This window comes from Flavobacterium sp. KH_001, assembly GCF_057840745.1.
Window position 1 is genome coordinate 3029806 of sequence record NZ_CM174520.1, and the last position, 19206, is coordinate 3049011.

Here is a 19206-nt window from a genome sequence, read left to right on the forward strand (position 1 = left end):
AGTGAACTATGAGACAAGAACGAATTAAAGACAGAGTATTAAAGAGAGCGGCAAGAGCTTGGGGTTTTTCAGATTTAGAAATTGAGTCTTTCGATCCTGTAGTCGCCATGATGCTGAATGCACTATCATACGAATTAGAAAAAGTAGCACATGAATTAGAAGATTCTAAAACTCGCATTGTGGAAAAAGTTTTAGAAATCATGTTCCCAGAGGTAGCTTCGGGAGCCAAACCTGCAAGAGCAATTTTGCATGCTTTGCCTATTGAAAATAATCTCAAAGTTTCGTTCTACAATCAAATGAGGGTAAATAAAAGGATTCATAATATTTATAATCCGTTAGTACCAATTACAAAAGAAATTACCCTATCACCAACTTTGGAAGTTAAGTTGTCAGCTTGTGAAGTTAAGTATATTGCTTATGAGAGAAATCTATACGAAATTTCAAATCTTTTTTATAAAGATGTTGTTCGTGATTATAGTACTACTTTACCTTCGGGTGAAGTTATTTTAGGAATCGAGCTTAAAGCCAATGTAGCAGAAATAGAAGATTTAATGCTTTACATTGATATTAAAAATACACATCAAAAAGAAATATTTCATTACTACTTAAAACAAATGAAATGTTTTTATGATGATATCGAGATTAAAGTTGAAGAGGGATATAATGTATCGATAAACAAACTGAATGTAGAAAACATTATTAATCGTAATTATAGCCAGTTAAGTGAAATAATGCAGGAGGTGAATGAGTTTTATTTTGATAATTTTTATACATTAAAAGGTATTTTAAAGTATAAAGAAATAACCGGATATAGTTCTGAATATGCTCATTTAAAAAAAATAACTGCAAATAATGACAGTAAAGTTATTTGGATAAAAATGATTTTTCCGGAGTCACTTGTTCCTGAAATCATAGATAATATCTCATTTACTGTGAACTGTTTTCCGGTAATTAATAAAAAATATCGTTCTACTGGTAAAACATTTGATACTTTTTTATCTTATGTTTCGCTTGATACAGATAATGAGATTTATCTAGATGTAGATTCAGTAGTTGATTCATTAAATATTCATTATGAAATAAAAGAGTTCAAGGCTGACGTTATTGAAGAAGGAAACGCTGTTTTAAGAACAGGAGGAGTTTCACGATTTGATTCAAGGAGTGCTTCCGAACTCCTGCAAAATGTACTTGATTTGCTAAAAGATGAAAGTTCAGCATTTTCTGGTCTAGGAAAAGATTTTATGAATAGCTCTTTGAACCAAATAAATCAATTGCTGTCTTCTATTCATCAGCAAGTTAAAGAGAATAGTTTTTCTAAAAATAATGATCCTTATTTAATGATAAAGCCCAGAAATGATGAAACCGTTGGTAAGTCATTTACAATAAGCTATTGGTCAACTTGTGCAGAAGAAGGAAATGATATTAAAGCGGGAACTATTTTAGATTCAAAGGATGATTTATTTTTTATAAGTCAGACACTTACATTAATGACAAATACTGTTGGAGGTTTAAACAAACAGAATAATAAAGATCGAATTTTAGCTTACAGAAATGCACTGTTAACAAGAGGAAGAATCGTGACTTTTGCTGATATTAAAGCATTTGGATTTAATCATTTTAAAAACTCAATTTCAAATATTAAAATAGAAAAAGGAACGCGAAAAGAAATATCGGTAAAAGCCGGTTTTAGCCGAACGGTGGACATTTTTCTTGCCAGAAACTCTGAAGAAATCAAGCATTTGTCAGAAAACGAGTGGAATTATTTATGTGATAGCTTTTTGAAAAATCTCAAAAATAAATCTTCAAATGTATTTCCCTATCGAATATTTGTAGATTAAAATCAAAAATGCCCGAATTTAAATTTGGGCATTTTTGATTGGGATTTATTTGGTTTTACTGATATTTTTTATCGGTCAAAGCTTTCATAAAAGCCACAAGAGCTTTTTCCTCTTTTACAGTTAAAATCAATTTGTCAAAAGGAAGTGTTTGATTTTCTACTTGATAACCTAAACCTTGTCCACCTCCTTTATTGTAAAAGGAAACAACTTCTTCTAACGTTTTAAAAACTCCGTTATGCATGTATGGAGCAGTTACAGCTATATTTCTAACTGTTGGTGTTTTGAACGCACCAACCAATTGTGGCATTTTGTTGTATAAATATCTCCCTAAATCAGGACTAATTTTTTTGCCTGATGCTTCGTTCGGAGTTCCTATAACTTCATGCTCGGTTTTAGAATAACTTGGAGGAACAGTTCCATTAAATATTGGCGTGAAATGACAAGTTGCACATTTCGCTTTTCCCATAAAGAGATTCATTCCTTCAATTTCCTGATCATTCAGAGTGCTTTTTTCTCCTCTCATATAAAGATCGAATCTAGAGTCAAAAGTATTCAAAGACCGCACGTAACTTGCAATAGCATTTTGAATTTGCCAGGCTTCTGTTTTTGTAGTTTTCGGGAAAGCTTTTTTAAATAGTTTTTTATATTCTTGATCTACTAAGATTTTAGCATGAATATTTTCCATAGAACCATGCATTTCGTCTTTGTTCTGAATTACATCAACACTTTGTTTTTCTAAATCTAATTGGCGCATATCCCAAAACTGCGCATTCTGCAATGAAGCGTAAGTTAGGGTAGGAGTGTTTCTTGCCAGATTGGATCCGGTTAAGGAAACATTCGTTTTTAAACCGTCTGTAAATGCCTTTTCAGGGTGATGGCATGTCGCACAGCTTCTGTCATTATTTTTAGAAAGAGTTTTGTCGTAAAACAATTTTTCTCCTAAAAGGGATTTATCTGGAGTAAAATTATATTTATCTGAAAGAACAAAGCCATTTACATCAAATGCATCTTTGTCAAATAAAGTTTCTATAACTGGCTTTAACGGACTGTTTTTCTTTACATTTTTAATATTTTCTTCTTTCTGAAAAGCTTTAATTTTCTTCGATATCGGATTTAAAAATTCAGTTATAAAAAATGCTCTGTTAAAGGCATTGAAATTATTGTTTTCGATACAGTACGCTTGTGCTTTTTGTGTCAATTTTTTTATGTCGAATAATGATTTGTTCTTAGAATTGATTTTTTCTAAAGATTCAGGAATCACAATTAAACTTTCTCCAGCTTCTAAAATCGAAGATTGCAAAATTGGACTATCAAAACCTGTAATTCCTAACGATATAACTCTGAAAACATTTTGCTGTATCGCATCCAGAATATAATCATCACTTATCGTTATTACTTCAAAAGTGGTTGAGATCTGCTTAATATTCGATTGAAAAATATGTAGTTCTCTAATGATATTTTCCTTATTTTCGATTTGATATTCTGGATAAATCATTTCTTCGATAACCTGAAAACCATGAGGTTCAAAAGATTTATTCTCTTCTAATTCCATTTCATCCAATGCTGGCCCATTCATAAATCGGGCAGTTTCCGGAATAAAATATTCAATAGCCCATTCGACTTTTTTATAAGCTAATCGAGACTTCTTAAATTGAGTTAAAATTTCTTTTTGTGATGAATTGCTCTTTGCCAACTCTTCAAGCTGAATAATTTCATTATTTAGCTTAGTTAAATCAATAAGCAAATCTTGTTTAATAGTTGTTTTTGAAGCTTCATTTTTTTGACATGAAAAGAAAAAACAAAGCGTTAAAAACAGAAAAGTAAAGTGCTTTAATTTCATAATAGATTGTAATAGAAACAACCCTTATTGATAAATAAGGGTTGTTTTAATGTTATTTTGGCTGAATTATTATCGTTGTACGTTTCTAATAATTACAGTTTGACCACCTTCTTTATTAGTGTTAATTCCAGAACCATCAGCATTTTTAAACGCATCAGTTTGCCAGGTGTGTGGGTGAATATTTACTGTGAATGTATCTGGAACACCAATGATATCTGAAATATCCTGCATCGCTCCAAATTCCCAGCTTCCTAATCTCATTTCACCAGTTTGGTTATATAAAGTATTCCAAGCAGTATCCGTTCTTTTATGGTTCATGTTTAACCATGGCTTATTTTGTTTTGTACCGATATTAAATTGCCAAATGTAAGAATCGTGTTTAGCGTCAGCATAATAACTGTCACCATCTTCCTGAATATAAACGTAGTTCTCAGTTACACATAAATTATCTGGATTGATAATTCCTGTTCCCGGAGTACTATCTCCTTCTACAGCTAATTCTAATGTCCCTTTAAGAGGATCATTAGCATCCATTTTTAATCTGTAAACGCGTCCCCACATGGTGTAACCTTCAACAGGTGCATTTGAACTTGCTTGTCCTGTAGCAGTGAAGTAAATTTCTCTATTATTGCTTGCACTTCCTTTTCTGTAATCAACATCTTCAACTCTTGAAAAACGAATTGCTCCTAAAGAATTTACAGTTGTATTAATAACAGCACCAGTTAAATTTTTGGCATCTGGAATTTCAACAAATGAAACAGGATATGAATTGTTCAATTTCATAGTTGTTTCTACTTGATTTCCGTCTGTTCTTTTTAAAGCGTATAATTTTCCATTAGATAAATCTCCAACCGTACTCATATACATAATTAATTGTCCAGCACTTGCGTGTGAAGTTGCATAGGATTGATCTTCTCCAATAAGAATAACAGTTTTCCCCGGATATGTTTCTTTTGGAAGTGGAACCGCATTTTCCATACTTGCTTTCCCTAGTGCTGGTAAAACCCTGTCTGTTTTGCTTTTATCTGCTGATGAACCTAAAGGATTAATCCCGTGTACCATACTTTCCTGACCGCTTTCTCCAGCTGTTAAGAAAAGTGGACCAAATCCGTGTACTGCCGGAGTTGCCAAAGTTGCAGAACACAAACGTGTCAATCCGCCAATTCCGTCAACTAAGTAATCTCCTTTTACAGGTTTGAATGTTTTGTCAAGATAAACTCTTGAAACAGATTGTAAAATTTCATGATTCGTAATCAAAATATAACCTTCTCCACTTGGGTCTTTCATAAGTCCGGCTCCGTCAGGCTGAGCTCCGTAAACAAATGAAGGAGAACCAGGCAATACATCTGCACTCGTAATAAGGGTACTGATTTTTAGGCTTTCGAACCCCGTCATTGGATAAACAAAAGCAGGTACTTTTGAATGTGATGTAAAGTCAATGTCAGCATTAACATCTTTTGAAGAATCTTTGTCATCATTTTGACAACTAATTACAGAAAGACCTGTAATACCTAACAACGCAATTGATTTGAAAAAATTAAGTTTCATAACTGTTTTTTGTTTTTTTTGATTAGAGCAAAGCTATCTCTCAAAAACAAAATGCATGTTATGCTAATCTTTTAAAATTGCTAACAAATAATAAGGTATGTATTACTAAAAAGTAAATTTTGTAGTCTAAATGTAAATTTAAGCCTCACAAATAAATCTTAAGAAACAGTTTTCATTATTTAAATAATGAATTAAGGTTAACGGCTTTTTTTTCTCTCAGTTTTTTTACAATTTTTAAGAAAGCAATTGCAGTTATGTAAGCATCTCCTAAAGCGGTATGCCTGTCTTTTTTAGAAATATCAAATTTGTCTGCAAGATCGTCTAACGTGTAATGATCTTTTCTTTCAAACAAATGAGATTTTATTAAGGTTTTTTTATACAAAAAAGCGGTGTCTAATCTATGGTTTTTCAATTCAGGTAAGCCATTCCGCTGTAAAGCCTTGTTGATCATGGTAACATCAAAAATAGTGTGATGAGCGATAATAATAGAATCTCCTAAAAAAGCTAAAAATTGCTGTAAAGCCTCTATTTCACTAGGGCGTTTCAGAATAAATGCTTTTAAGATGCCATGAATCTGAGCTGTTGATTTATCATAATGAGCTTGCTCAATATAGACCTCAAGACTATTTTGAACCGAAATAACTCCGTTTTGTAAAACAAGTGCTCCAATGCATAAGATCCTGTCATTTTCATAATCAAAGCCTGTCGTTTCAGTATCTAAAACTACAAAACGAGTGTCTTCAATCGAGATATTTTCATCGAACAGATTTTCTTCTTTTTTCCAAAAATTGAGTAAGCTCATAATTATACTACGTTTGAAACATTAAATCTTACGCTTATTAATTCCTGAAGCTCTTTTATGGTTTTAAAAGTTCTTTTGAGCTTTATTTTTTCCATTTTAGATAAAGATTCTAAGGCAATAAATTGCCCTGAATCATGGTGTAAGAGCCCTTGTTTTGTTCTGAATTTCAATAGGGCCTTAAAAGAATAGGAACAGGATAAATACAATTCACTATTAGTAGGTTCCAGTTCGGCTAATTTTTCAAAACGTTCCGCTGTGTTACTGATTCCTTTAACAGAATGAGATAGAATCAAGACACGTGCAGCGTCTGTCAGAGGCATCAAAGCTCTTCGTTTGATATCGAAATTGTCTTTGTTGGCGCCGTCCTGTTCTACTAGAAATTGCCTGAAAAAGCCTGTTGGTGACGGACTTTGTAAAGCACCACTAACCAAATGAACATAAAAAATAGGATTTGCCTTTACATCTTCAAAAATAGAATCAGAAAGCTGACTCGCGATCTCCGTGTCGCCATAAGTTACGCTATAATCAAAAAATATGAATGATAGTAAAACTTCATTTTTCCCCGGATTTGTAATCCAATGATGAACCTGACTTTTCCATTCATCAAGGCTCATACACCATTTTGGGTTCGAAGCCATCATTTCTGCCGGGCAATAATCATAACCAATTTCAAAAAGTCCTTTGTTGACAAGGCCGGCAAATTTCAAAAAGTATATTCGGGTTTCATCCCTAAAAACTTCAGAAACATTTTCATAAACAATTGCATTATCCTGATCAGTATGCAGCATTTGCTCACTTCGTCCCTGGCTTCCAAGGGCCAGCCATGCAAACTTTACCGGTGGGGGACTGCTCATTTTTTCAATACACATTTCAATAACACGTGTTGTACAGGCTTCATTTAATTCGGTTATGATTTTAGAAATCAATGTCATTGGAATATTTTGATCTAAATATCCCTGAAGCAATTGCATAATTCTGTTTCGGATGGGTTTAATCTCCTTGATCTTTTTTGCTCTTTTTAAAGCTTTAATCAGAACTGCAGGATTATTTCCTAACGCAACCATTACATCATGTTTGGATAGAATTCCAACTGCTTTTGTATTTATAGTGCCGTCTTTCGTCAAACACAAATGACTAATATTACTTTTCATCATCGCCATTTGAGCCTCCGTAACGGTCATTTTCTTCGGATAAGTAATAACCGGTTTCGTCATAATGGTTTCGGCCGATGTCATAATCGAGTATTCTCCGGTTACGATTTTATTGCGCAAATCTTTATCAGTCAAAATACCAATCGGAAGCATTTCATCAACAATTAATATGGCTCCAACCTTCTTCTTGTTCATGATTTTGGCTACATCTTTCGCGGTAGTTGATGGCGAACAAGTAACAATTTTTTTTGAATATTTTATAGGGGTTAAATCAAAGGAATTAGTGTCTGACTGCATCGTGTCATGCGCCAAATCATCGCCATATAATTTATCTTTATGGATATCAGAATAAGGATTTTTTGTGTTTGAAGCATAACTCTCAATCAGAAAATTACCAACTGTTCTATTCTCTAATGCATAAGGTTTGAAAACAGCAATCGGAATGGCATATAAAATACTTTCTTCATGCGCTACAGCTTCCATAATATAATTTTCCTGCGCCAAAAGCGGGCGTAATCCAAAAATATCTCCTTCATCGCACATGTCCAAAACAGTGTTTTTGGAGTTTTTCTTTAAAGCCACGGCACCTTTATGAACAACATAAAAAGAATCATGTGTTTTTTCGTTTTCAGCAAAAATAACAGCATCTTTATCTTTGTAGATAATCGAAATTTGTTCTGATAGCTTTTCTAAATCCATTTTGTGTAAAAAACTAAAAGGAGGGAAGTCCTTTAAAAAGTCAGCAACTCTATGTGATATGGTATTTTTCATGCGTGAGATTTAGGTTCTAAAATACTATTTTAAAATAGAAATGTAAAAGAAACACGTTAATTTTTTATAGCCACAAAGGCACAAAGCCACAAAGTTTAATAATCTTAGTGTCTTTGTGCCTTTGTGGCAGAATCTAACTTTGCTGTTTTTAGTTTTGTGATTGTTTTTTTCGAATTCGCATATTAACAAACTCAACGGCAAGTGAAAATGTAATAGCAAAGTACAAATAACCTTTTGGAACTGCTCCAATATGTTCACCGGCAAGTGTCGCATCTGACAAATGCATACTTTCAGTAATTAACATGAATCCGATAAGTATTAAAAAGGAAAGCCCTAATATTTGAATCGACGGGTTTTTATTGACAAAATTCCCAACAGGAACGGCAAATAACATCATAATTAAAACAGAAATAATAACCGCCGTAATCATTATCGTTAAAGCGCCATGAACGCCATTTGTCATACCTACTGCAGTTAGTATTGAGTCGACAGAAAAAATTAAATCAATCAACAATATCTGAACAATAACATTTGAAAAAGATTTCTTTGCAGCCTCTTTAATCGTTTTTTCTTCTTCACCGTGATGATCTACTTTTTCGCTTATTTCTTTGGTACTTTTATAAATTAAGAATAATCCCCCTAAGAATAAAATCAAAGCCTGACCTGTAAAATCGCCTTCAAACCAGCCCCAATGAATACTGAATATGGTGGCTTTCATGGCAATCAAATACGAAATTCCCATTAGAAGTCCGATACGCATAAACATAGCCAGAAATAAACCAATTCGTGTTGCCTTTTTGCGATCTTCTTCGGGTAATTTACCGGTTACAATCGATATAAAAATGATATTGTCAATTCCTAAAACAATTTCAAGAAAAGTTAGTGTCAATAAAGCGATCCAGGCGTCAGGATTAAAAAGTATTTCCATTTTTAAAACGTATTTTATTTAATTCAATAAACGATCAGTCTATTTTGGTAACTGTACCGCGCTGCTTTTCTTCAGAACCCACCATTCCGAATTCAAAAGTATAAGAATCTTTAGAAGTGGTTAAAATCTTCATGCTGATTGCTTTTTCCTCAGCCATGTTTTTTGGATGTTTCTTCTGCAAAACATACTCACAATCACTTACCCAGCGTACTGTTGAGGTATCCGTTTTTCCATCAAAAGTCTCGATTTCGATATTATCTTTTCGTTCAAAGACGGTTGTTTTTTTAACACCATTTACTTCAAACTCAAATTTGAACTTTCCGTTTTTAAAGTCTTTGCAATTGTGTTCCGCGTTATAGCAGGAGAATAATGTGATTAACGGTAAAAGGAATATAATTTTTTTCATTTTTAAATAAGTTGTTTTTTTAGGAGCTGTTTCCCGCTGTCCTTCCAAATCTTTTGTGCCGAACCCCGGCACAAAAGGATTTTCCCTCCCATCGGGGCTAGAAGAATCTCGGGTAAACAAGAAATATTGTTATAATAAAGGCGATTAGAATATTAAGAAAACTCAAAAAATATAAATTCCGTCTCCGATTTTTATCAGCTTGTTCATCAGCTAATTTTGTTCTGCAAAACCGAATCAGAATCCACCACCAAAGACCGCCAAAATATGCATGAAATTCTATCATTTCAGTCTTTTTAATTCATCATCTGTAAAGTTCTTGATTTCTTTTTCTTTGGCAAACTTTTCGGCATTGTAATTTCCGGATTTATTCTTCGGAATTGATAAACTTTCCCAATCACTATTTTTCAATTGCTTGGCATAGAAAACGATTTGTCCAACATGATACGGATAATGTGCCAATTGACGATTTATAGCTTCAATGACAGTATGGCCTTCATTTCGGATATAAATAATATCTGAAAGCTGTTCTGCTTTTAGGCTATTTAATGTATTAATAAATACATCCCAGCCTTTATTCCAAACTTCAAGAACTTCTTCTTTTGATTGTAAATCATTCTCGAATTCAGCATCACGATTGCGCCATTCTTTTTCTCCGTCAGAAGTTAAAAAATCTGTCCAACGCGATAACATATTGCCGGAAATGTGTTTTATGATGGTTGCAATACTATTGGTGTCTTCGTTTATTGCCACAAAAAGCTGTTCGGGTTCTAATTGATCCATTGCTTTTTCGCCTAGCATTTTATAGTATAAAAACTGCTTTTTAACGCTTTCTAAATAGGATTCAGTAGCTTCCATATTTATACAATTTTAATGTCATACTTATCTAATAGTCCCACAATTCCCTGATTTGAAAATTGTGCTTTTCGCATCGGATTAAATTCGGGATCAATTTTATAATTGTAAGCCGTTCTAAAATCAACAGCTGCTAATTGGGTTTCATTAAAAATAGCGCCGTCCAAATCACAATTATCAAAAACCGAACTTGTTAAATTGGTTCCTATAAAAGTAACTTCTCGTACAGAACAATTTATGAATTTGGTTTTTGGCATTTTTTTGTTGGAGAAAATGGCGTAATCTAAGGCTGTTTCTTCAAAGTAAACCTGAAATAAAAAGTCATCACATTCGTTAAAAGCAATTCCTAAAAGTTTACAGTTTTTAAAAGTAACATTCTTCAAATTTGTGCCTGCCAAACTGGTCATCGACAAATTACAGTCAATAAATTCGCAGTCTAAAAAAGTATTATAGGCAAAATTGCTGTTTGAAAAATCACAGTTCTTAAAAACACAATCCTCAAACTCCCGATTGTTTATTTTTTTGTCAATATAAATGACTTTCTCGAATGTTTTCTGAATATGAATTATACCTTCCATGAATGTTTTTTAGATTTTCGAGCGTTGTGACGTACGCGAAGAATGTAGATTGAATCGTTATTTATTTGATAGGAAATGCTATAATCATAAACACTATAAACTCTAAAACTTCCATCATTGTTAGTTTTTTGTTTATCGAGTTTGTAAATTTCAGGTTGTGTTTTTAGTATTTCAGTGCTTTCAAAAATGGTATTAACTACTTTATCTGCTATTGTAATAGATTTACTTTCAAAGAAAATATAAAAATGAATGTCTTCTAATTGATCTAAAGCATCTTTTGACCAAATTATTTTCTTCCCCATTTTTTAGCAATTTCTTTAGCTTCTTCTTCAGTATGAAAATTTCCTTTTTTAATGTTTTCTAAAGCATTTTCGATATCTAAATTATAAGATGCATCTGAATCAACTGTAACATTGTTGATTGATTGTAGAAGATGTTTTAACTTTTCTACAAAAGAAGGGTCTTTTACTTTATCAATTTCTTGATGAATCCAGTTTATTTCTGCTTGAATATCCATAATTGTGAATTTTAGTAAAGATACAAATTAGTCGTTAAACAAACCTTTCATAATGATTTTCAATCCATAGAAAATCAAAAACATAGCACTTAAACAAGCGACAATCCCAATTCCCAAAACCAAATAATGCCAATTCGTATGCTGATTCATAAAAGCATTATAAATCAACGAAGGACCAATAAATAGTAGAGGCAACGAACCTGATAAATACTTAATTCCTTTTCCTAATAATTCTTTATTTGTTGCCATTTTTTTTGTTTCAAGTTTCAAGTTTTTCAAGTTTCAGGTTTCAAGCTGGGTTAATCTTTGTCAAAGTTTAAACCTTTGACAAAGATTAACAGACAACAACTTTGCGATCTTGAAAAACTTGTTTTTAAGTTAAAGCTTAGTGAACTTTGCGAAAAACCTGTGCGGACTTTGTGGTTAAATCAGCCCGCGTTTGACAGCGGTAAAACTTTTTTAAGCGTTATAATTATCCACAGCATTTCTCACACTGCCGTATTTTTTCAACAATTCCGAAGCCTCTTCATAAGAGACAGGAATTTCTCCCATAATCATTTTCACGCCACGATCAACCAATTTGATGTTACTCAACTGCATATCGACCATTTTGTTTCCTTTCACTTTTCCAAGTTGAATCATCGCTGCAGTCGAAATCATATTTAAAACTAATTTCTGAGCTGTTCCGGCTTTCATTCTGGAGCTTCCGGTAACGAATTCTGGCCCAACCACAACTTCAATTGGAAATTGCGCCGTCAAAGCCAATGGGCTTCCAGCATTATTAGTGATGCATCCCGTAAGGATATTATTTTGATTGCAAGTTTCTAAACCTCCAATAACATATGGAGTAGTTCCTGAGGCGGCAATACCAATTACAACATCATTTGCACCAATATTATTTGCTTGTAAATCGATCCAGGCTTGTGTTGCATTGTCTTCTGCGTTTTCTACTGCACGACGAATTGCAGTATCTCCACCGGCAATGATTCCGTTTACCAAATCAAATGGAACGCCAAAAGTAGGAGGGCATTCTGAAGCATCAACAACGCCTAAACGACCTGAAGTTCCCGCTCCGATGTAAAATATTCGTCCACCTAGTTTTAATTTAGCCACAACCTGAGCCACTAAAGCTTCAATTTGTGGTATCGCTTTTTCAACTGCATTTGGAACAGTTTTGTCTTCATTATTGATATTGGTAAGCAGTTCATGAACTGACATTTTTTCTAAATGTTCGTATTTTGATGCTTGTTCTGTAGTTTTTGTAAAGGTCATTTTTCGTAGTTATAGAATAGCCCAAAAATACTCATTTTTATTGCAATTTTTAAAACCTTTTTAAAACAACTAAAATATTATATTTGTTGAATAATCAAAAGAAGGAATGGATAAATTAGGCTTTTTAGATGGCATTGCTCGGATTGCTGTCTTTGTTTCATTACTGTTGGCACTTTTTTTACTTACAGTAAAAACGGAAAATAAATTAGCCAATCGATTATTTGCCTGCTTTATTATTTTTTCAGGAATTGATTTCAGTGGACTTTTAGCTTATTCTTTTCCAGAGGAATATGTAGATTTTGAGATTTTGAGAAGTACAACATGCTTACTGGAAATGCCTTTGATTTATTTGTATGTTTTAGCGGTGTGTTATTCTGACTTTCGATTAAAATGGAAGCATCTGATATACACACTTCCTTTTGTCGTGATGAATTTAGTTTTAATGCCAAGGTTTTATTTGAAATCAGGTATTGAAAAAGAGCATTTTTTGGTTAATTATAGCCAAATGCCTGAAATTTACTTTTTCCAAATTTTAATTGAAATTCAATATTGGTTTTATATTATCAGCGTTTTTTTAATTTTGAGGAAATACCGAAAAATTTATCTCGAAAATTATACGAATCCCAGTACTTCGACTTATAAATGGCTTTTTCAGATGAATTGTGTTTTTGTAGTGATGCATTGTATTACCGCTTCAAAAAACTTATTGCGTTATACAGCATCAAGAGAGACTTTTCTTTGGGGCAATGTTTTTATGGTAATTATGGCGTTGTGTGTAATATGCTGGTTTGTAATGAAAGCACTAAATCATCCGGAACTTTTTAGAGGAATTAATTCTAAATTAAAGCTAACGAAAGACATTCTTCCCCAAAAAAATGAAAATCCAATTGAAGTAAAAGAACATCAGGATGAAGTTGTTGATACTCAAATCTTGACATTGAAACAATATATGGCTGAGAAAGAACCTTTTCTGGATCCGTCGCTTACGATTCAGGAATTGGCAAATCAAATTGATATCCCGGTCCGGGATTTATCCGTTTTGATTAATCATAAAATGGATCAGCACTTTTTTGATTTTGTAAATGAATATCGAATCCAAAAAGCAATGAATATTTTAAAAGATGAGTCTAAAAGTGAGCTTACCGTTTTAGAAATTTTATATGAAGTTGGTTTTAATTCAAAATCCTCATTCAATACTTCTTTTAAAAAATATACAAATCTCACGCCTACAGCTTATAGAAATGCAGTATAATAAATCAGTAATCAAAAAAATAAATGGATATAGATAGCTTTTTGAGTGTTATGGGCCGGATGTCAGTTTTTGTTTCATTATTGCTGGCATTCTTTTTATTCACTGTAAAAACCCAAAATAAATTAGCAAATAGACTATTTGCTTCTTATTTACTATTTTTTGTAGTTGATGATATTGGAATTTTTATGAGTGAAGCTTTCATTAAAGATTATCTTAATTTAGAATTTTTCAGATGGACTACTTGTGCTTTGGTACTTCCTATTTTCTATCTGTATATAATCTCCGTTTGTTTTGCTGATTTTCGATTAAGAACCAAGCATTTGCTTCATGCAATTCCGTTTGTATTTTTAAATGCAGTTTTTATAAGCAGCATCTATTTTTTTAATGATGTAGATAAAATGCAGTTTTATGAGCAGCGCAGTCAAATGCCTGAATTTTACTTTTTGCAGTTGATATTGGCTTTGCAAATTGTATTGTATAGCATTGGAGTATTTTTAGTTTTAAAAAAGTATAAAGAAATATATCGGGAAAATTATACTAATCCTAAGACTTCTATTTTTAAGTGGCTGTTTCAAATATCGACTGTGTTTTTTAGTTTGTATTATTTATCAATAGCTAAGAATATTTTAAGATTTACTGATTTTGAAGTACTATGGATTTGGGCAAATGTAATCATGCAATTTTTAGCCTTAGTAGCAACTTGCTGGTTTGTGTTAAAAGCATTGAATGATCCTGAACTTTTTAGAGGTATAAATTCTAAATTACAATTAACAAGAGATATTCTTCCTAAGGAAAATGAAAGTGCTGTTGAAACAAAGGAGCTTCAAAACGATTTAATTACAACTCAGATTTCGGCATTAAAAAAATATATGGCCGAGAAAGAACCTTTTCTTGATCCGTCGCTTACAATTCAGGAACTCTCAAATCAAATAGATATTCCGGTTCGTGATTTATCCATTTTGATTAATCATCATATAGATCAGCATTTTTTTGATTTTGTAAACGAATATCGCATTCAAAAAGCCATGGGTATTTTGAAAAATCCCTTAAAAAAGGATCTTACAGTTTTAGAAATTCTCTATGAAGTAGGTTTTAATTCAAAATCGTCTTTTAATACATCTTTTAAAAAATATACTAATTTAACGCCTACAGCATACCGAAACGCTTCATAATAAAGGTTTTGTAAAAAGTCGTACGCCATGCTAAATAAAGTCGAACTGATTTCCTAAATAGAAATTGGTTCGACTTTTTTTTGTCGGTCGCCTTCTCAAAATTTCTAAGACAACTTTGCTTCAAATTAATCGAACAAGTTAAAATTAGAAATTATGAAAAAAGTTAACCTCTTTATTTTTTTACTATTGCCTCTCTTTTGTTTAGCACAAACATCCTTTAAATTAAATGGGAAAATTGCCGATGAAAAAACACCGGTAGCCTGGACAGATGTCGTAATCTTAAATCAAGAAGGAAAAATTATAAATGGAGCTACAACAAAGGAAGATGGCAGTTTTGAGATGATCCTGCACAAAGGATTCTATAAAGTAAAAATTAGTGCACAAGGATATTCTGAATTTGAGAGGGAAATTACAATTGAAAAAGATACCTACTTAGGGTTGATTATTTTAAAAGAAAATGTTACCAATCTGGGAGAAGTTGTCATTCAATCCGGAAAAAATACGATTGAGCAAAAAACAGATCGTTTGGTTTATAATCTTGAAAATAATGTAACAAACGTTGGCGGAGATGCTTTGAGTGCTATAAATACAGCGCCAGGCGTTGTAGTACAAAATAATGCTATTAACATATTAGGAAAGGGGACTTCTCGTGTTATGATTGACGGAAGAATGATTGAATTAACGGGTGAAGAACTTAATAATTTCCTGAAATCAATTTCGGCAAGTGATATTAAAAATATTGAAATTATAAGTAACCCTTCATCAAAATATGAAGCCGAAGGAACTGGCGGACTGATCAATATTATTATGAAAAAAGGAGCTCGTAATTCCTGGAAAAATACAACCACAGCTTCGTATGACCAGAATAAATATGGGATTTATGCTTTAAGGAATAATTTCTTTTACAATAAAAACAAGTTTAGGGTTTCAGCCAGTATCAATGCAAAAACAGGTTATAGAAATATTAAGGAAGGTCTTGATATGTACTTTGTTGAAGGACCTTCGAAAATGAAGGCAGTAACGAAATTAAATGAAGATAACCTATCTGGAAAAGTAGCTTTGGATTATGATTTTTCAGAAAAAACAAGCATTGGTTTTCAATTTTTAAAAGATAAAAGCAATCCTGATTTTGACTCAGATATTAGAATAGATCAGTTTAATACTCAAAATCAATTAGAAAGTTATGTAATTAATGAGAGCTTTTTAGACCGAAAAACGGGTAATCACACCTATAATCTACATTTGATTACAAAACTGGATTCTCTAAACCGAAAATTGTCTTTTGATGTGGATTATTTTGATTATGATTCGAAATTCGACAGAGATTTTATAGCAAACAATTATGCATCAGATGGTACTTTTGTTGATATAAATCAGTCGGGACGAAATATTTCGAATCAGGATATTAATAATTTGAGTTTCAAGGCTGATATGGAACATCCGCTTCAAGCATTAAATTTATCTTATGGAGCAAAAATGAGTTTTACAAAAAGCAATAGCGATGTGGTTTTTTTCAATACCATTACAGGAACTCCGGTATTAGACACAAATCAATCAAATCAATTTGAATATACCGAAAATAATCAGGCGGTTTATATTAGTGCAGATAAAAAAATCAATGAAAAATGGAATTTTCAAGCAGGACTACGATTAGAAAATACACAGACAAATGGGTTTTCAAAAACTTTAAATCAGGAAACTGTAAATAATTATTTTAAATTATTTCCAACTTTTTATACTTCTTACCAGAAAAATGAAAACAATAGTTTTAGTTTTAATTATGGAAGGAGAATTAAAAGACCAACTTTTTCTCTGTTAAATCCGTTTCGAATTTATATCAGCAGTAACAGTTATTCAGAAGGAAATCCGTTTTTAAAACCTTCTTTTAGTGACAATTTTGAGTTTGTACATTCGTATAAAAAAATATTGAGAACCAGTATTTATTTGAATTCAGTATCAGATGGATATGGCGTCATTTTTACTGCAAATCCAGAAACATTGACACAGGTGGTATCGAGAGAGAATTACTTTAAAGGCCTTAATTATGGAATTGGAGAAACGTATTCAGCCACATTTGCAGATTGGTGGGAGAGCGAGAACTCTTTGTATTTTTTAGGCTCAAATATTAAATTCATAAAAGATATTAACGCCACACCAGTAAATGGTCTTGAAGTCGATTTTTCGACCAACAATACATTTTCACTTGGCAAAACGAGTAAATTACAAATAGATTTTAATTATACTACACCTTATAAAAGCGGTTTGTATGAAACAGGATATACCTCAAGTTTGAATATTGGTTTTAAACAAGATTTGTTAAACAAAACCATGCAGATTGCATTTTTAGTAAATGATATTTTTAATACGTCGTATTTAAAAGATGATGTTTCGATTGTAAATGGTGTTAAACAAGTGTATACTCAAAATGAAAGCAACCGATTTGCACGATTATCTATAGTTTACAATTTTGGAAACAAAAAAATTAATGTGAGCGAGCGTACTTTAGGAAATCAAGAAGAAAAGAATAGAGCCAGGTAAATTAGATAATTAGAAAATTAGTCAATTAGATAATTTTTGTACTATCCTAACAGGTTTTTAAAACCTGTTAGGTATTTTTTAAGTATGAAGTTTTTTTGCGTGAGGGATAGGAGGAATCCGCCGCGGCGGACTGGATAGCCCGACCAGATTTGCGAAAGGCGCACATAAGCGGTCTGTTAAAAAGCGCCTTTTGTGAATTTGGGCACGCCCTAATTATAATACGAATGCCAATAGAATTCCGAGAACGATCATGGAAACTTTGGCAACATTGAATTTATGTCCTTCACTGCTTTCAAAAATAATAGTCGATGAAATATGGAATAGGATTCCGATGACAACGGCTGTTATTTCAGTGTAATATGCGTTTAAAATGGGTAAATATTCGGATGCGATTGTACCAAGCGGCGTCATAATGGCGAAAGTCAGCATGAAAGCAAAAATCGCTTTTTTGTTGAGATTGGCATTGATGAAAAACGTGGTTAAAATCACGGCAATTGGCAAGTGATGAATCGCGATTCCGAGTGCTAAACCATGATGATGACTTACCGGAAAACCTTCTAAAAAGGCGTGAATACACAAACTGATAAAAAGTAACCAGGGAATCTGTGACATTTGTGCGTGCCCGTGAACGTGTCCGTGTTCGGCTCCTTTTGAGAAAAATTCAAGGATGATCTGGAATAAAATCCCGACCATTATGAATAAACCAATATTGTGATTGTGAGATTCGTAAACTTCAGGCAACAAATGCATTACGGTTAACGATAATAAAAATGAACCGCTAAAAGCAAGCAATAATTTTAGATTGGTTTTGTTTTTTGGTTTTATAAATAAAGCCACAGCATAACCTAAAAGTACAGAAAATAAGGGTAGTAAATAGTTCATTTGTTATTTTGTGTAATCGTTGATTTGTTTAATCGGTTAATTGTTTTTTTGCTTAGCGTTTAAACGGTTAAACAATTAAACGATTCACCAATTTATTTAAAAATCATGATTAATCGTTCACTTTCGGTTTTATGGAATTTTTTGAGTTTGTAATCTCCAAAAATATCCAAAAGAAAAATTCCGGCTTCGGCCATTAATTCTTCAAAATTTTTTAACGTTAAAGCTTTTACTTTTTCGGTAAAATGATATTTATGTCCTTGATCTTCAAAATCAATTTCTTTAAAAATATGTCCGTCTTCAAGATATCTTTTGATTTTAAAATCGATTCCCTCAACAGTTTTTACTTCTTCGGGAACCAAAGTTTCGATTACCTGAGCCACATTCATAAAATCAATTACGGCAAAACCATATTCAGATAAACTCTCTTTGATCGCTTTTAAAGTCGTCAAATTGTCATCATCATTTTCGAAATAACCAAAACTGGTAAACAAATTAAAAATAGCATCGAATTTTTCTTCGAATGGCTCACGCATATCGTGCACTTTGAAATGCAGTGTTTCGTTGCTGTTTTTGCTGGCTTCTGTAATGCTGTTTTCAGACAAATCGGCGCCTAAAACATCAAAGCCAAGCTGGTTTAAATAAATAGAGTGACGTCCTTTTCCACACGCTAAATCCAATACCTTAGCCTTTTCAGGAAGATTTAGGTAATGAGTAAGATTATCCATAAAAATCTGAGCCTCACGGTAATTTCGGTCTTTATAAAGAATGTGATAATACGGAGTATCAAACCATGAAGAGAACCAGTTTTCGGTGTTACGCTCCTGATTTGGTGTTGATGAGTTTGGTGCTTCAGACATTT

Annotated in this window: 18 protein-coding genes; 4 read left to right on the top strand and 14 right to left on the bottom strand. The window is 32.5% G+C overall.

The window, feature by feature from the left end:
• Positions 1–8: 8 nt before the first annotated feature.
• Positions 9–1838: a type VI secretion system baseplate subunit TssF gene (locus tag AC3ITQ_RS13065; RefSeq protein ID WP_489234657.1), complete on the top strand. Its 1830-nt coding sequence runs from the start codon at positions 9–11 to the stop codon at positions 1836–1838.
• A gap of 55 nt (positions 1839–1893) precedes the next feature.
• Here the strand turns inward: AC3ITQ_RS13065 and AC3ITQ_RS13070 are convergent, their stop codons facing one another.
• The 12 genes from AC3ITQ_RS13070 to murQ all read right to left on the bottom strand — a co-directional run bounded on the left by AC3ITQ_RS13070 (position 1894) and on the right by murQ (position 12503).
• On the bottom strand, positions 1894–3678 hold the full coding sequence (locus AC3ITQ_RS13070) for a cytochrome-c peroxidase (protein WP_489234658.1): 1785 nt from the start codon (positions 3676–3678) through the stop codon (positions 1894–1896).
• Positions 3679–3747: 69 nt separating this feature from the next.
• The gene (locus tag AC3ITQ_RS13075; protein WP_489234659.1) at positions 3748–5226 is read right to left on the bottom strand and encodes an alkaline phosphatase PhoX; all 1479 of its coding nucleotides are present in this window, start codon (positions 5224–5226) and stop codon (positions 3748–3750) included.
• 175 nt (positions 5227–5401) lie between these two features.
• Positions 5402–6028, bottom strand: a complete 627-nt coding sequence (locus tag AC3ITQ_RS13080) for a 3'-5' exonuclease (protein WP_489234660.1) — start codon at positions 6026–6028, stop codon at positions 5402–5404.
• Positions 6029–6030: 2 nt separating this feature from the next.
• Positions 6031–7950: a DUF294 nucleotidyltransferase-like domain-containing protein gene (locus AC3ITQ_RS13085; protein ID WP_489234661.1), complete on the bottom strand. Its 1920-nt coding sequence runs from the start codon at positions 7948–7950 to the stop codon at positions 6031–6033.
• A 148-nt stretch (positions 7951–8098) separates the two neighbouring features.
• On the bottom strand, positions 8099–8878 hold the full coding sequence (locus AC3ITQ_RS13090; protein ID WP_489234662.1) for a TerC family protein: 780 nt from the start codon (positions 8876–8878) through the stop codon (positions 8099–8101).
• Between the two features lie 34 nt (positions 8879–8912).
• Entirely contained in the window at positions 8913–9284 is a 372-nt protein-coding gene (locus tag AC3ITQ_RS13095) for a DNA topoisomerase IV (RefSeq protein ID WP_072971907.1), read from the bottom strand.
• 279 nt (positions 9285–9563) lie between these two features.
• Complete coding sequence (locus AC3ITQ_RS13100; RefSeq protein ID WP_489234663.1) at positions 9564–10139, bottom strand: DUF1572 family protein; 576 nt, start codon at positions 10137–10139, stop codon at positions 9564–9566.
• 2 nt (positions 10140–10141) lie between these two features.
• Complete coding sequence (locus AC3ITQ_RS13105) at positions 10142–10714, bottom strand: pentapeptide repeat-containing protein (protein ID WP_375031974.1); 573 nt, start codon at positions 10712–10714, stop codon at positions 10142–10144.
• Positions 10702–11016, bottom strand: coding sequence for a type II toxin-antitoxin system RelE/ParE family toxin (locus AC3ITQ_RS13110; protein ID WP_026982107.1), 315 nt, complete (start codon positions 11014–11016; stop codon positions 10702–10704). The genes AC3ITQ_RS13105 and AC3ITQ_RS13110 overlap by 13 nt, the downstream gene beginning before the upstream one ends.
• Entirely contained in the window at positions 11001–11231 is a 231-nt protein-coding gene (locus AC3ITQ_RS13115; RefSeq protein WP_489234664.1) for a hypothetical protein, read from the bottom strand. Before AC3ITQ_RS13115 ends, AC3ITQ_RS13110 begins: the two co-directional genes overlap by 16 nt.
• Before the next feature lie 27 nt (positions 11232–11258).
• Complete coding sequence (locus AC3ITQ_RS13120; RefSeq protein WP_017498392.1) at positions 11259–11480, bottom strand: DUF6095 family protein; 222 nt, start codon at positions 11478–11480, stop codon at positions 11259–11261.
• A 210-nt stretch (positions 11481–11690) separates the two neighbouring features.
• Entirely contained in the window at positions 11691–12503 is an 813-nt protein-coding gene (murQ, locus tag AC3ITQ_RS13125) for an N-acetylmuramic acid 6-phosphate etherase (protein ID WP_072971304.1), read from the bottom strand.
• 106 nt (positions 12504–12609) lie between these two features.
• Here murQ and AC3ITQ_RS13130 point away from each other — a divergent pair, with 106 nt between their 5' ends.
• The 3 genes from AC3ITQ_RS13130 to AC3ITQ_RS13140 all read left to right on the top strand — a co-directional run bounded on the left by AC3ITQ_RS13130 (position 12610) and on the right by AC3ITQ_RS13140 (position 17465).
• The gene (locus tag AC3ITQ_RS13130; protein WP_489234665.1) at positions 12610–13755 is read left to right on the top strand and encodes a helix-turn-helix domain-containing protein; all 1146 of its coding nucleotides are present in this window, start codon (positions 12610–12612) and stop codon (positions 13753–13755) included.
• 23 nt (positions 13756–13778) lie between these two features.
• The gene (locus AC3ITQ_RS13135) at positions 13779–14927 is read left to right on the top strand and encodes a helix-turn-helix domain-containing protein (RefSeq protein ID WP_489234666.1); all 1149 of its coding nucleotides are present in this window, start codon (positions 13779–13781) and stop codon (positions 14925–14927) included.
• Positions 14928–15080: 153 nt separating this feature from the next.
• A complete protein-coding gene (locus tag AC3ITQ_RS13140; RefSeq protein ID WP_489234667.1) occupies positions 15081–17465 on the top strand; it encodes a TonB-dependent receptor domain-containing protein in 2385 nt (794 codons plus the stop codon).
• Positions 17466–17678: 213 nt separating this feature from the next.
• On the opposite strand, the gene AC3ITQ_RS13145 is transcribed toward AC3ITQ_RS13140, so the two are convergent.
• Entirely contained in the window at positions 17679–18347 is a 669-nt protein-coding gene (locus tag AC3ITQ_RS13145) for a ZIP family metal transporter (RefSeq protein ID WP_489234668.1), read from the bottom strand.
• Between the two features lie 92 nt (positions 18348–18439).
• The gene (locus tag AC3ITQ_RS13150) at positions 18440–19204 is read right to left on the bottom strand and encodes a class I SAM-dependent methyltransferase (protein WP_489234669.1); all 765 of its coding nucleotides are present in this window, start codon (positions 19202–19204) and stop codon (positions 18440–18442) included.
• Positions 19205–19206: the final 2 nt, after the last annotated feature.

Coding starts and splice junctions, on each gene's coding strand:
- AC3ITQ_RS13065 (WP_489234657.1), top strand. CDS start 9: ATGAGACAAGAACGAATTAAAGACAGAGTATTAAAGAGAGCGGCAAGA.
- AC3ITQ_RS13070 (WP_489234658.1), bottom strand. CDS start 3,678: ATGAAATTAAAGCACTTTACTTTTCTGTTTTTAACGCTTTGTTTTTTC.
- AC3ITQ_RS13075 (WP_489234659.1), bottom strand. CDS start 5,226: ATGAAACTTAATTTTTTCAAATCAATTGCGTTGTTAGGTATTACAGGT.
- AC3ITQ_RS13080 (WP_489234660.1), bottom strand. CDS start 6,028: ATGAGCTTACTCAATTTTTGGAAAAAAGAAGAAAATCTGTTCGATGAA.
- AC3ITQ_RS13085 (WP_489234661.1), bottom strand. CDS start 7,950: ATGAAAAATACCATATCACATAGAGTTGCTGACTTTTTAAAGGACTTC.
- AC3ITQ_RS13090 (WP_489234662.1), bottom strand. CDS start 8,878: ATGGAAATACTTTTTAATCCTGACGCCTGGATCGCTTTATTGACACTA.
- AC3ITQ_RS13095 (WP_072971907.1), bottom strand. CDS start 9,284: ATGAAAAAAATTATATTCCTTTTACCGTTAATCACATTATTCTCCTGC.
- AC3ITQ_RS13100 (WP_489234663.1), bottom strand. CDS start 10,139: ATGGAAGCTACTGAATCCTATTTAGAAAGCGTTAAAAAGCAGTTTTTA.
- AC3ITQ_RS13105 (WP_375031974.1), bottom strand. CDS start 10,714: ATGGAAGGTATAATTCATATTCAGAAAACATTCGAGAAAGTCATTTAT.
- AC3ITQ_RS13110 (WP_026982107.1), bottom strand. CDS start 11,016: ATGGGGAAGAAAATAATTTGGTCAAAAGATGCTTTAGATCAATTAGAA.
- AC3ITQ_RS13115 (WP_489234664.1), bottom strand. CDS start 11,231: ATGGATATTCAAGCAGAAATAAACTGGATTCATCAAGAAATTGATAAA.
- AC3ITQ_RS13120 (WP_017498392.1), bottom strand. CDS start 11,480: ATGGCAACAAATAAAGAATTATTAGGAAAAGGAATTAAGTATTTATCA.
- murQ (WP_072971304.1), bottom strand. CDS start 12,503: ATGACCTTTACAAAAACTACAGAACAAGCATCAAAATACGAACATTTA.
- AC3ITQ_RS13130 (WP_489234665.1), top strand. CDS start 12,610: ATGGATAAATTAGGCTTTTTAGATGGCATTGCTCGGATTGCTGTCTTT.
- AC3ITQ_RS13135 (WP_489234666.1), top strand. CDS start 13,779: ATGGATATAGATAGCTTTTTGAGTGTTATGGGCCGGATGTCAGTTTTT.
- AC3ITQ_RS13140 (WP_489234667.1), top strand. CDS start 15,081: ATGAAAAAAGTTAACCTCTTTATTTTTTTACTATTGCCTCTCTTTTGT.
- AC3ITQ_RS13145 (WP_489234668.1), bottom strand. CDS start 18,347: ATGAACTATTTACTACCCTTATTTTCTGTACTTTTAGGTTATGCTGTG.
- AC3ITQ_RS13150 (WP_489234669.1), bottom strand. CDS start 19,204: ATGTCTGAAGCACCAAACTCATCAACACCAAATCAGGAGCGTAACACC.